The organism is Halorubrum sp. AD140, assembly GCF_034497445.1.
In the GTDB taxonomy this organism is placed as follows: Archaea; Halobacteriota; Halobacteria; order Halobacteriales; family Haloferacaceae; genus Halorubrum.
Map to the genome: position 1 here is coordinate 17,152 of NZ_JAXRUU010000040.1, position 12,920 is coordinate 30,071.

Consider the following 12,920-nt stretch of genomic DNA (forward strand, 5'->3'; position numbering starts at 1 on the left):
AGGGTTTCGTTTCTTGTGGTTTCCCCGCGGTCGCGGACGGCGCGGTCGCGGACGGCGCGGTCGACCGCGACGGCGTCGCGGCCGGCGCTCGCCTACAACCGGTCGACGACGGCCGCGGTGACCTCGGCGGTCGTCGCGTCGCCGCCGAGGTCGCCGGTGTGCGGGCCGTCGGAGAGCACGCCCTCCACGGCCTCGCGCACGCGCCGGCCCTCCTCGACGTGTCCGAGGTACTCCACTAGCATGGCGGCCGACAGGATCGCCGCGGTCGGGTTCGCGACCCCCTGGCCGGCGATGTCCGGCGCGGTGCCGTGGACCGGCTCGAACAGCGCGTTGTCGTGGCCGACGTTCGCCGACGGGAGCAGGCCGAGCCCGCCGACGAGCCCGGCGGCCAGGTCGGAGAGCACGTCGCCCGCGAGGTTCGGGCAGACGATCACGCCGTACTGGGTCGGGTCCAGCGGGAGCTTCGTCGCGAACGCGTCCATCAGCTCCTCGTCGACGTCGACGCCGCGCTCCTCGGCGACCGCGAACACCTCTTCGCGGAACCGCCCGTCGGTCTCGCGCATCACGTTCGCCTTGTGCGCGACGGTGAACCCCTCGTCGGGGTCGCCGGCGGGCCCCCGGCCGTCCGCGACGAACTCGCAGGCGAACTCGGCGAGCTCCCTGGACGCCGAGGAGGTGATCACGCGCGTCAGCGTCGAGAGGTCGTCGCTGAGCCGGTCCTCGTGGCCCGCGTAGACGCCCTCCGTGTTCTCCCGGAGGAAGATCACGTCCGTCTCGGGACGGAGCGCGTCGGCGCCGGGATACGCCTTGGCGGGCCGGACGTTGACGAACGAGCCGACGGCCTCGCGCAGCGGCAAGATCACGTCGGCGGCCGTCTCCCCGGCCGCGCCGAACAGCGTCGCGTCCGCGCCGGCCGCGATCTCGTACGTCTCCGCCGGGAGCGCCTCGCCGGTCGCGTCCTTCACCGCGTCGCCGGCGTCGCCCCGGACGAACTCGAAGCCGACGTCGAGCGCCCCCAGCACCTTGAGGGCGGCCGGGACGACCTCCCGACCGATCCCGTCGCCCTCGATGACGGCGACCTCGTAGCTCACGCCTCGTCCTCCGGGACGTGCGCCTCGGGGACGTACGGCAGCGACCGGGCGGTGTCGCGGACCGCGCCCGCGTTCGCGCCCATCAGCGCCGTGGTGTCCCAGACGCCCTCGACGAGCGCCTTCCGCTGTGCGTCGTGGACGGTCGCGTCGACGACGGTGTCGCCGTAGGTGACCGTCTCCGCGGCCACGTCGATGTCGATCTCGGCGTCGGGGTTCGCCTCGACGTAGTCCTGGAGCGCCTCGATGTCCTCCTGGTCGGCCGTGACCGTCGGGATCCCGAGCGCGAGGCAGTTGCCCGCGAAGATCTCCGCGAACGACTCCCCGACGACGGCGTCGATCCCCCAACGCATCAGCGCCTGCGGCGCGTGCTCGCGCGAGGAGCCGCAGCCGAAGTTGGCGTTCACCACGAGGACGTTCGCCCCTTGGTACCGCTCCTCGTTGAACGGGTGGTCCTTCTCGTTGTCCTCGTCGTCGAACCGCTGGTCGAAGAAGGCGAACTGCCCCAGCCCGTCGAAGGTGACGACCTTCATGAAGCGGGCGGGGATGACCTGGTCGGTGTCGATGTCGTTCCCGCGCACGGGAACGCCCGTGCCGGAGACCTCGGTGACCTTCTCGGCCGGCGCCTCGCCGTCGCTGAACTCGGGAGAGCTCATACGGTCGCCACCTCCTCCATCTCGCGGACGTCGGTGACCGCGCCGGTCACCGCCGCGGCCGCGACCATGATCGGACTCATCAGCACGGTGCGGCCGTCCTTCGAGCCCTGTCGGCCGACGAAGTTCCGGTTCGAGGAGGACGCGCTCGCCTCGTCGCCCTCCAGCTGGTCGTCGTTCATCCCGAGACACATCGAACAGCCGGGCTCGCGCCAGTCGAAGCCGGCCGCCGTGAACACCTCGTCGAGCCCCTCGGCCTCCGCGGCGTCGCGGACGCGCTGGCTGCCGGGAACGACCATCGCGCGGACGTCCTCGTCGACCTCGCGGCCCTCGACGAACGCCGCGGCCTCGCGGAGGTCCTTCAGCCGCGCGTTGGTACACGAGCCGAGGAACGCCACGTCGATCTCGTACCCCTCCATCGTGTCGCCCGGCTCGACGCGCATGTGTTTCTGCGCGCGCCGGGCGGTGTCGCGGTCCTCCTCGGGGAGGTCGTCCGGGTCCGGGATCGGCTCCGTGATGCCGGCGGTCTGCCCGGGCGTGGTCCCCCACGTGACGGTCGGCTCGATGGCCGAACCGTCGATGGTGACGACGTCGTCGTACTCCGCGTCGTCGTCGGTCCGGATCGACTCCCAGTACGGCTTCAGCCGCTCGAACGCCTCGGGGTCGTCGGCGAAGGCGTCGGTCTGGCGGAGCCACTCGTAGGTGGTCTCGTCGGGGTTGACGTACCCCGCGCGGGCGCCGCCCTCGATCGACATGTTACAGATGGACATCCGCCCCTCCATGCCCAGGTTCTCGATCGCCTCGCCGGCGTACTCGTACACGTAGCCGACGCCGCCGTCGGTCCCGAGCTCCCCGATGATCGTCAGGATGACGTCCTTGGCCGTGACGCCCTCGCCGAGCTCGCCGGTGACCTCGACCTTGCGGACCTTCTGTTTTTCCATGGCGACACAGCCCGTCGCCAGCACGTCGCGGATCTGCGAGGTGCCGATGCCGAACGCCAGCGCGCCGAACGCGCCGTGCGTCGACGTGTGCGAGTCGCCACAGACGATCGTCATGCCCGGCTGGGTGAGCCCCTGCTCCGGCCCGATGACGTGGACGATGCCCTGGTCGCCGGAGTCGGGGTCGGAGAAGTCGATGCCCGACCCGCGGACGTTCGCTTCGAGCTCCGCCATCATGCTCTCCGCGGCGTCGTCGCGGTAGGGGCGGTCGCGGTTGCCGGTCGGCACGATGTGGTCGACCGTCGCGTGCGTGCGCTCCGGGAACGCGACCTCCTGGTCGCGCTCGTTTAACATTCCGAACGCCTGCGGGCTCGTGACCTCGTGAACGAGGTGGAGGCCGACGAACAGCTGATCCTGTCCGGTCGGCAGCCGCGTCACGGTGTGGCGGTCCCACACCTTGTCGTACAGGGTCCCCTCGCTCATCGGGGATCACCCGCGGGGCGCGCGGTCGCGGTCGACCGGTTCGCGTCGCCGCCTACGCCCATCACGCTGTCACCTCTGACGTCTCCTCTTCGCTCTCTTCGCCCTCCTCCTGCCACGCGAACAGGCCGCGCAGCTCCTCGCCGACGGCCTCGATCTCGTGGTTCTTCTCCGCGTTGCGGAGCTGCGTGTACGCGGGCCGTCCCGCCTGGTTCTCCGAGATCCACTCGCGGGCGAACGTGCCGTTCTGGACGCCTTCGAGGACCTCCTCCATGTTCGCGCGCACCTGGTCGTCGATGATCTCGTCGCCCCGCGTGAGGCCGCCGTACTCCGCCGTGTGGGAGACGGAGTCCCACATCGCGCCGAGCCCGCCCTCGTACATCAGGTCGACGATGAGCTTCATCTCGTTCATGCACTCGAAGTACGCCATCTCGGGGGAGTAGCCCGCCTCGACGAGCGTCTCGTACCCCTGCTTGATCAGCGAGGCGATGCCGCCGCAGAGGACGGCCTGCTCGCCGAACAGGTCGGTCTCGGTCTCCTCCTGGAACGTCGTCTCCACGACGCCGGCGCGGGTACAGCCGATCGCGGCCGCGTACGCGAGCGCCTCGTCGTGGGCCTCGCCGGTGGCGTCCTGATACACCGCCAAGAGCCCCGGCGTCCCCTGGTCGTCCTCGTAGTTCCGGCGGACGATGTGTCCCGGCGACTTCGGCGCGATCATCGTCACGTCGACGTCCTCGGGCGGCTGGATCTGGTTGTAGTGGATGTTGAACCCGTGTGCGAACTGGAGCGTGTCGCCGGCCTCCAGGTTCGGCTCGATCGAGTCCTCGTACACGCTCGCCTGGACCGTGTCGGGGAGGAGGACGCTCACGATGTCGGCCTCCGCGGCCGCCTCGGCGGGCGTCGCCACGGCGAGCCCGTCGCTCTCGGCGACGTCGCGCGAGGAGCTGTCCTCGCGGAGCCCGACGATCACGTCGATCCCGCTGTCGGAGAGGTTCTGCGCGTGCGCGTGCCCCTGCGAGCCGTAGCCGAGCACGGCCACGGTCTTGTGGGCGATCGCCTCCTCGTCCGCGTCTTCGTCGTAGTATACGTTGGATTCGACCGTCTGCATGTCGTTGTCGCTCATTGTGTGTGGTGTGGGTGTGTAACTGCGTCAGTCGCCGTGGGTGGTCGGTTCGCCGGCCGTTCCGGGTTTCTCTCCTGGCGCCGTCGGGGTGTCGCCGCGCGCGAGCGCGGTCTGACCCGTCCGGGCGATCTCGATGATACCGAACTGCCGGAAGGCGTCGAGCGCGTCGTCGATCCGCGACTCGTCGCCGGTGAGCTGGACGGTGATCGTCCGCGGGCCGGCGTCCATGGTCCGGCCGTCGTACATCTCGGTGACCGCGTGGACCGCCGCGGGGTCGTCGGCCTCGACCTTCAGCAGGACGAGCTCGGACGTGACGGCGTCGCCGGACACCTCTCCGACGGAGATCACCGGCTTCAGCTTCGCCATCTGCTTTTCGATCTGGTCGATGCCGGGGTCCGTCTCCTCGACGACCATCGTGATCCGCGAGTGGCCGTCGACGGTGGTCGGCCCGACGGTGAGGCTCTCGATGTTGAACTGGCGGCGGGAGACGAGCCCGGAGACGCGCGCGAGCACGCCCGGCTCGTCCTCCACGAGCGCCGAGATGACGGCGCGCCGGGACGCGTGTTCCGCCTCCACGACCGGGTCGATGCGGATCCCTTCGAGGTTCCGGCGCCCCGCGGGGTGGTCCCGCTCCTCGGGGGCCGGCTGCTCGCTCGGCGCGGGCCGCGAGTCCGGGTCGGGGACGCCGGCGTCCGAGGCGGAGCCGCCGTCGGTCGCGGGTCGGGAGTCGGGCGACTCCCCGCTCATAGCTGGTCCTCCGCGGCCGCGAACTTGCCGTTCGCACCGCCGCTCGGCACCATCGGCAGGACGTTCTCCTCGGGGTCGACGTGGAAGTCGATCACCGCGGGGCCGTCGTAGTCGAGGGCCTCCTCGATCGCGGGCGCGACCTCGTCGTAGTCGTCGACGCGGAGCCCGAGCGCGCCGAACGCCTCGGCGAGCTTGTCGAACTCGGGCATCCACGTGTAGTCGGACGCCATGTGTCGGCCCTCGTAGAACGCGTCCTGCCACTGGCGGACCATTCCGATGTACTCGTTGTTGAGCACGGCGATCGTGATGTCGAGGTCCTCGCGGACGGCCACCGAGAGCTCCTGCATCGTCATCAGGAAGGAGCCGTCGCCGTCGAAACAGACGACGTCGCGGTCGGACTCGCCCATGGTGTCGGCGGCGACGCGCGCGCCGACCGCGGCGGGCACGCCGTACCCCATCGTCCCCAGGCCGTGCGAGGAGACCCACGTTCGGGGCTCCGTGTACGTCCAGAACTGGGAGGCCCACATCTGGTGTTGGCCGACGCCCGTCGTCACGATCGTGTCGTCGTCGGTCGCCTCGTCGAACGCCTCGACGACGAACTGCGGCTTCAGCGGCTCGTCCTCGGGCGTCGCGTACGTGAGCGGGTACGTCTCCTTCCACTCGGCGCACCGCTCGCGCCACGCCTCGGCGTCGGGCGCCTCGCGGACCGCCGCGGTCAGCTGGTCGAGGACGCGCCCCGCGTCGCCGACGAGCGGGTAGTCCGCGTACACGTTCTTCGATATCTCGGCCGGGTCGATGTCGACGTGGACGACCTCGGCCTCGGGCGCGAACGTGTCGATCCCGCCGGTGAGCCGGTCGTCGAACCGGGTGCCGACCGCGATCAGGCAGTCGGTGTGCGTGATCGCCATGTTCGCGTAGCCGGTGCCGTGCATTCCGGCCCACGAGAGACAGAGGTCCTCGTCCTCGGGGAACGAGCCGATCCCCGGCATCGTCGTCGTCACCGGGATGCCGAACGTGCGGGCGAACGTGCGCGCTGCGTCGCTCGCCTCGGCCTTGATCACGCCGCCGCCGAACAGACACAGGGGACGCTCCGCCTCCTCGACGGCGCGAGCGGCCGCCTCGACCGCGTCGGGGTCGGCGTTCGGGTCGGGGTCGGTCCCGGCCGGCGGCGCCGCCGGCCCCGGCGTCTCCTCGGTCTCGTCCTGCGTGACGTCCTTCGGGAGGTCGACGAGCGTCGGCCCGGGTCGCCCCGCGCGCGACAGCTCGAACGCCTCGCCGACGACGTCACCGACGGTGTCGGCGCCGTCGGCGAAGTAGTTGTGTTTCGTGATCGGGCGGGTGACGCCGATCGTGTCGGTCTCCTGGAACGCGTCGTTGCCGACGAACTCCGTCGGGACCTGCCCGGTCAGCGCGAGCACCGCGTCCGAGTCCATGTCGGCGTCGGCGATCCCCGTGACGAGGTTCGTCGCGCCCGGTCCGGACGTCGCGAGGCAGAGGCCGGGCTCGCCGGCGACGACGCCGTACGCGTCGGCGGCGTGGGCGGCGCCCTGCTCGTGGGCCATGGTGACGTGGGTTATCGACGAGCCGTACAGCGCGTCGTAGACGGGCATGATCGCGCCGCCCTGGACGCCGAAGGCGGTCTCCGCGCCGGCCGCCTCGAGGGCGGCGACGACCGACTCCGCGCCGGTCGACACCGACCTCGCGCCGGTCGCCTCCTCGTCGTCCCCCGTCTCCTCGCCGCCGGGCGCCTCGTCGGGCCCGGGTTCCGTCCGGTTCTCTGACCCCTCCGGGTCGTCGTCTCGTGGCTGTGCTGCTGTGTCGCTCATTGTCGTGGGTGTGTTCGGTGTGGCATCTCGCGCGTGTGCGGTTCGATCGGTCCGAACGCCGTCGTCGCGAACGGGCGTCGGCCCGTCCGCTGGCGTTCGTCGGTGCGTCGCGTCGGTGAGGAAGGGAGTGTGTAGGGGGTCAGACCCCTACGATGATCGGCGCGACGGCTCCGGCGACGTCGGCGGTCGTCGGGGTCGCGGCGTGCCGTCGCATCTCGCCCCGACAGACGACGTCGGGGTATAAATTCCTGTCGGGAGGTGCGGCCGTCGGCCGGACGTCGCGGGCCGCGGTGGGCCCGTTCCGAGCCGGCGACGGCGCTCGTCGGCGACCACGACGGCGGCCGCTCGGCGGTCCCCCTCGACAGGGAGCGGACCATCAGATCCGGACCTCCTCCTCCTCGCGGTCGATGCCTGCCTCGTCGGCGAATCGCTCGACGTCCCCGGCGGTCACCTGTCGCTTGCCGGCGCCGTACTCCTTGACGCGTTTGGTGATCCGCCGGACCTCGCTGTCGGTCGGGTCGAAGCCGGCCTCCACCAGGTGCTTGCGCACGCTGTGGGTGCCGGTGTGTTTCCCGAGCACGAACTCGCGTTCGGCCCCGACCATCTCGGGGGTCATCACGCCGGTCTCGAACGTGTCGGCGTTCTCGATGACGCCGGCCGCGTGGATGCCCGACTCGTGGGCGAACGCGTTCCGCCCGGTGATGGGCTTGTTCGCCGGGACGGGGATGTCCGAGGCCTCCTCGACGATGCGGGCCAGCTTGGTGATCTGGGTCGTGTCGATGCCGGTGTCGACGCCGTACACAGACTCGACGGCCATCACGACCTCCTCGTAGGCGGCGTTGCCGGCGCGCTCGCCGATCCCGTTGACCGACACCTGCGCCTGCTCCGCGCCGTTCTCGAAGCCCATGATCGCGTTGGCCGCGGCCATCCCGAAGTCGTCGTGCGTGTGCACGTCGACGCGGGCGTCCGTCGCCTCGACGACGGCCTTCACCGTCTTCCCGAAGCTGCTCGGCATCCCGACGCCGCAGGTGTCGGGGATGTTGATCCAGTCGGTGCCGGCGTCCGAGACGGCCTCGACGATGTCGATCAGGTAGTCCGGGTCGGTTCGGGTCGCGTCCATCGGCGAGAACATGCACTCGACGCCGGCGTCTTTCACCTGATCGACGGCGGCGACGGCGCGTTCCTTCGCCTCCTGTCTGGTCGCGTGCATCGAGTCCTCCAGCTGCACGTCGCTGGTGGAGACGAACACGTGGACCATCTCGACGCCGGCGTCGAGCGCGGCGTCGATGTCGCCCTCGACGACGCGGGCCAGCCCGCAGACGGTGGTGTCCGTCGCAGCGGCGATGTCGCTCACGGCCTCGAACTCCGCGTCCGAGTTCACCGGGAACCCCGCCTCGATGACGTGGGTGTTCATGTCGTCCAGCGTCGCCGCTATGCGGCGTTTCTCGTCGTAGCTGAACGACGTCCGTGGTGACTGTTCTCCGTCTCGTAACGTCGTGTCGAAGATCCGTACAGGACCGATTTCGATGTTAGAAGCTATCGTGCCCTGGAAGAACTCGATCCGCCGGGGTGTCCGACGAAGCCTCCGTGATGTCTGTCATCGACTGTTGACAATACGGTCGAGAACTTAACGCTTGTGCCGTTCGCAAAAACGACTCGTCGCTGACGGGGACCGAGATCGGCGCTTCCCAGAAAACCGCCGGACCCGAGAGCTGTATGGATTATTTAAATCCATTATATTCTCGCCGGGGGAAGCCGGGCGTGTGGTTTCGGAACCGCGTTTATACCCTCGTTCGACGTTCGTTTCGTTTCGGCCGCGTCCGATTCCGGACGCGAGTGGCCTCACGCGTCCGGCGGATCGCCCGCGTCGCCGTCGAGGTCGCGGACCGCGTCGAGCAGCGTCTCGTCGTCGACGTCCGGAGGGACCTCGACGAGCCGGTCGGCGGCCGCGAGTACCTCCGCGTTCGGGTCGGCTCGGTCGCCTTCGACCGACGCGTCGCCGCTATCGCGCGGGACGCCGCCGACGGCGACCGTCGCGTCGGCGTCCCGGGCGAGCGCCCTCGCGGTCTCCCGCGTGTCCGCGTCGACCGGCTCGAACGGGGGGGCGTCGACGAGCGCGGCGTCCGCGTCGCGCGCAGTCTCCGCGACGGCGTCGCTCTCGGGGACCACGCCGACCGAGAGCTCGTGGCCCGCGGTCGCGAGTCGGGCGACGATCCGAGAGGCGTCTCGCCCCGTCCCGACGACGTGGAGGCGCCGCGCGCCGGCCCCGTCGGCCGCACCGGCCGCGTCGAAGGCGGTCACCGCCGGGGTCCCGGTCGCGGGGTTCCGCCCGACGAACGCTTCGGCGTCGAACGCGGCCCGCAGCGCGTCCGCGGTCAGCACCTCCGCGGGCGGGCCGGCCGCCTGAACGCCGCCGTTCGCGAGGACGACGAGCCGGTCGCAGTACCGGGCCGCGGCGTCGAGGTCGTGGATCGCCGCGAGCGCGCCGCGCCCGTCGTCGACGAGGTCGCGGACGAGCTCGAGGGTGCGCACGGCGTGGTTCGCGTCGAGGCTCGCGGTCGGCTCGTCGAGCAGGAGCGCCGGCGTCCCCTGCGCCAGCGCCCGCGCGAGCAGGACGCGCTGTCGCTCGCCGCCGGAGACCTCCGTGATCGACCGGTCGGCGAAGCGCGCGACGCCCGCCGCGTCCATCGCCTCGCGGACCGCCCGCTCGTCGTCGGCGCCGTGGCCGTCGAACCGACCGAGGTGCGGGGTCCGTCCCATCTCCACCACGTGGCGCACCCGGAAGTCGAACGCGAGGCTCGTCTCCTGGGGCACGCTGGCGACGCGGCGGCCGGCCTCGCGCGCGGAGAGGTCGGCCCCGGAGTCGCCGTCGAGCCGGACCGTTCCGGCGTCGGGCGCGAGCGTCCCCTTGATCGCCCGGAGCACCGTCGTCTTCCCCGCGCCGTTCGGGCCGACGAGCCCGACGAGCTCGCCGCGATTCACCCGGAGGTCGACGCCAGAGACGACGGGCACGTCGCCGAACGACACCGTCAGGCCGCTGATCGCGATCAGGGGATCGCCGTCCGGGTCGCCGGCGTCGGTGCCCGGGACGTCGGCGTCGGTGCCCGGTGCGTCGCCGGCGACGTCGCCCTCCTCTCCCTCCGCGGACGGCTCCGCGCTCACAGCTCGTGCACCTCCCGGCGCATCAGCAGGTAGACGAAGAACGGCGCGCCGACCGCCGCGGTGACGACCCCGACCGGCAGCTCCGTGCTCCCGGCCCGGGCGACCGTGTCGGCGGCGACGAGGAACGACCCCCCGGCGAGCGCCGCGGTCGGCAGCAGCACCCGGTGGTCGGGGCCGACGACGAGCCGGAGCATGTGCGGGACGATCAGCCCCACGAACCCAATGATCCCGGCGAAGGCGACGCCCGCGGCCGTGATCAGCGCGGAGGCGCCGAGCAGGATCCGCTTCGTCCGCTCGACCGCGATCCCGAGCCCCTGCGCCTCCTCTTCGCCCAGCAGGAGGACGTTGAGGTCGCGCGCGTACACGAGGAGGACGAGGAAGAGCGGCGGGACGACGAGGCCGGTGACGGCGACGTCGCTCCAGGCCGCGCCCGAGAGGTGGCCCATCAGCCACGCGACGATCCGCCGAAGCGACTCGCCGGCCTGCAGCTGGAGGTACGAGATGACGGCGCCGAGGAACGTCTGGACCGCGACGCCCGCGAGCAGCAGGGTCGCCACCGGGGTCCGTCCGTGCCGGGTCGCGATCGCGTACACGCCGAAGGCGGCCAGGAGCGCGCCGACGAACGCGAAGAGGCTGACGCCCGCGCCGTACGAGAGCCCCACGTCGACCGCGCCGAGGAGGGGGAGCGTCACGCTGGTCGACAGCGCGACGGGGAAGACGATGAACGCGACGGCGCCGACCGCCGCGCCGGAGGAGACCCCGATGATCGACGGGTCCGCCATCGGGTTCCGGAAGAACCCCTGCATGACGGTGCCGGCGGCGGCGAGCGCGAAGCCGACCAGCGCGGCCATGAAGATCCGCGGGAGCCGGACCCCGACGACGATCTGGGCGTGCACGTCGTCGACCGGGAACGCGAACGGCGAGGCGTACGCGAGGTCGACGTCCGGCAGCGTCAGCAGTCCCACCCCCGGCAGCGTCAGCGTCTCGAAGCCGGCCCAGGTCGTCTCGATCCCCGCCGGCACGACCACCGCGTTCAACACCGCCTTCACCACCGCCGCGGGCGGGATTCGGACCGGGCCGATCGCGGCGCTCACCACGACGACGGCCCCCAGTGTGGCCGTCAGCGCCGCCGACCAGACCGCCGTTCGCGTCCAGGTACGCATTCGTTCTCCAACAGGACTTGTAGTAGGTAAATACTTATTGAACGCGCCGCGAGGTCGATCCGATGCGAACCAGATACGTCATCGCGGTGGCCCTGCTCGTGACGACCGCCCTCGTCGGCGGCGTCGCGGGCCCGGCCGCGGGCGCACAGCCGAACGCGGCGTCGCCGACCGAGCCGTCGATCGCTCCCTCGACCGACGGTCCGGGGGTCAACCAGGCGGACGACGCCTGCGAGTTCCCGGTCGAGATGACCGACGCGACGGGGACGACGATAACGCTCGACGAGCGGCCGGAGCGGATAACGACGACCAATCCGTCGGCCGCACAGACGCTCTGGGAGATCGGCGCGCGCGACCGCGTCGTCGGCGTCACCCAGTACGCGGCGTACCTCGACGGCGCCGACGAGCGAGAGAACGTCTCCGCCGAGGGGCTGGGCGTCAGCGTCGAGCGCGTGGTGGACACCGAGCCCGACCTCGTGCTGGCGCCGAACGCGTCGGCCGATCAGGTCGAGGACCTCCGCGACCAGGGGCTCACCGTCTATCACTTCCCCGAGGCGACCTCGATCGAGGACATCGCGGAGGACACGGAGACGACCGGCCGGCTCGTCGGCAGCTGTGACGGCGCCGCCGAGACCAACGAGGAGATGAACGACGCGGTCGACGACGCCGAGGAGCGGACGGCGGACCTCGACCGTCCGGCCGCGCTGTACCCGCTCGGCGACGGCTTCGTCGCCGCGAACAACACGTTCATCGATTCGATCATGGACGTCGGCGGGGTCGACAACGTTGCGGCCGCGGAGGGCGACGGCTACCCGCAGCTCTCGAACGAGGTGATCCTCGAGACCGACCCCGAGCTGATCCTCGTCAACGACCCCGACGCCGCGATCCTCGAGGAGGAGCCGTACGCCAGCACGACCGCCGGCGTCGAGGGGAACTACGTCGTGATGAACGTGAACTACCTCAACCAGCCGGCGCCGCGCAGCGTGATCGAGTCGACCGACACCCTGGCGAGCGCCGTCGAGGAGCTCCAGACAGAGAGCGACGGCGAGGCGAACGAGAGCGACGGAGAGGCGGACGAGAGCGACGGAGAGGCGGACGAGAGCGACGGGGAGACGGACGAGAGCGACGGAGAGTCGAGTGAGGACGACGGCGGCACCGGGGGATCGGCGCCCGGGTTCGGCGTCGTCGCCGCGCTGACCGCCGCGCTCGCGGCGGCGCTGTACGCGCGTCGACCGTAGGGTTGCGGCCCTACTGATTCGCCGACCGGGCGTCGAGGGCGACGGGGATCGACCGGGCGGCGACGTCGCCGGCGAACGCCTCGCCGTCCGCTTCCAGCTTCTCGAAGGTGTCGTAGTGGATCGGAATCACCAGGTCCGGATTCATGCGGCCGGCCAGCTCCGCGCTCTCGTGTCGGTCCGAGACGATGCCGCCGCCGCCGATGTTCGCGAGGAATATCGAGACGTCGAGCTCCGCGAACGCGTCGAGCGCGTCCGAGTCGCCGGGCCAGAAGACGGTGCGGTCGCCGAGCCCGAGGAGGAACCCGCAGCCGAACCCGGGCGGGTGCGTCACCGATCCGTCGGGGCCGGCGTTCGGCCCGTCCGGGTCGTTGTGGGCGGCGACGGACCACACGGTCGCCTCCCCGGCGGGCGTGTCGACGTCGACGCGCGACTCGTCGTCGACGCGGACCACGTCGTAGTCGTCGGCGAGGGAGTCGACCGACTCCACGTCGCGGTCGATGCCGGC

Annotated in this window: 11 protein-coding genes; 1 reads left to right on the forward strand and 10 read right to left on the reverse strand. The window is 71.3% G+C overall.

Annotated elements, in window-relative coordinates; translation table 11 throughout:
• Positions 1–92: 92 nt before the first annotated feature.
• From U4E84_RS10920 to btuC, 9 genes are all read right to left on the reverse strand, one after another.
• The gene (locus U4E84_RS10920) at positions 93–1,091 is read right to left on the reverse strand and encodes an isocitrate/isopropylmalate family dehydrogenase (protein ID WP_322532125.1); all 999 of its coding nucleotides are present in this window, start codon (positions 1,089–1,091) and stop codon (positions 93–95) included.
• Positions 1,088–1,744, reverse strand: a complete 657-nt coding sequence (gene leuD / locus U4E84_RS10925; RefSeq protein ID WP_322532126.1) for a 3-isopropylmalate dehydratase small subunit — start codon at positions 1,742–1,744, stop codon at positions 1,088–1,090. Before leuD ends, U4E84_RS10920 begins: the two co-directional genes overlap by 4 nt.
• Positions 1,741–3,162, reverse strand: a complete 1,422-nt coding sequence (gene leuC / locus U4E84_RS10930; protein ID WP_322532127.1) for a 3-isopropylmalate dehydratase large subunit — start codon at positions 3,160–3,162, stop codon at positions 1,741–1,743. Before leuC ends, leuD begins: the two co-directional genes overlap by 4 nt.
• Before the next feature lie 61 nt (positions 3,163–3,223).
• The gene (ilvC, locus tag U4E84_RS10935) at positions 3,224–4,282 is read right to left on the reverse strand and encodes a ketol-acid reductoisomerase (protein WP_322532128.1); all 1,059 of its coding nucleotides are present in this window, start codon (positions 4,280–4,282) and stop codon (positions 3,224–3,226) included.
• A gap of 27 nt (positions 4,283–4,309) precedes the next feature.
• On the reverse strand, positions 4,310–5,029 hold the full coding sequence (gene ilvN, locus U4E84_RS10940) for an acetolactate synthase small subunit (protein WP_322532129.1): 720 nt from the start codon (positions 5,027–5,029) through the stop codon (positions 4,310–4,312).
• Positions 5,026–6,855: a biosynthetic-type acetolactate synthase large subunit gene (gene ilvB / locus U4E84_RS10945; RefSeq protein ID WP_322532130.1), complete on the reverse strand. Its 1,830-nt coding sequence runs from the start codon at positions 6,853–6,855 to the stop codon at positions 5,026–5,028. The genes ilvN and ilvB overlap by 4 nt, the downstream gene beginning before the upstream one ends.
• A gap of 376 nt (positions 6,856–7,231) precedes the next feature.
• Positions 7,232–8,395, reverse strand: coding sequence for a 2-isopropylmalate synthase (locus tag U4E84_RS10950; RefSeq protein WP_322532134.1), 1,164 nt, complete (start codon positions 8,393–8,395; stop codon positions 7,232–7,234).
• Between the two features lie 302 nt (positions 8,396–8,697).
• On the reverse strand, positions 8,698–10,017 hold the full coding sequence (locus U4E84_RS10955) for an ATP-binding cassette domain-containing protein (RefSeq protein WP_345785508.1): 1,320 nt from the start codon (positions 10,015–10,017) through the stop codon (positions 8,698–8,700).
• Positions 10,014–11,180, reverse strand: a complete 1,167-nt coding sequence (btuC, locus tag U4E84_RS10960; RefSeq protein ID WP_322532131.1) for a vitamin B12 ABC transporter permease BtuC — start codon at positions 11,178–11,180, stop codon at positions 10,014–10,016. The genes U4E84_RS10955 and btuC overlap by 4 nt, the downstream gene beginning before the upstream one ends.
• Positions 11,181–11,242: 62 nt before the next feature.
• Between btuC and U4E84_RS10965 the strand changes: the two genes are divergently transcribed.
• Positions 11,243–12,415, forward strand: coding sequence for a PGF-CTERM-anchored ABC transporter substrate-binding protein (locus U4E84_RS10965; protein ID WP_322532132.1), 1,173 nt, complete (start codon positions 11,243–11,245; stop codon positions 12,413–12,415).
• A 10-nt stretch (positions 12,416–12,425) separates the two neighbouring features.
• Here U4E84_RS10965 and U4E84_RS10970 read toward each other — a convergent pair.
• The coding region (locus U4E84_RS10970) for an MBL fold metallo-hydrolase (protein ID WP_322532133.1) at positions 12,426–12,920 on the reverse strand (495 nt) is incomplete at its 5' end.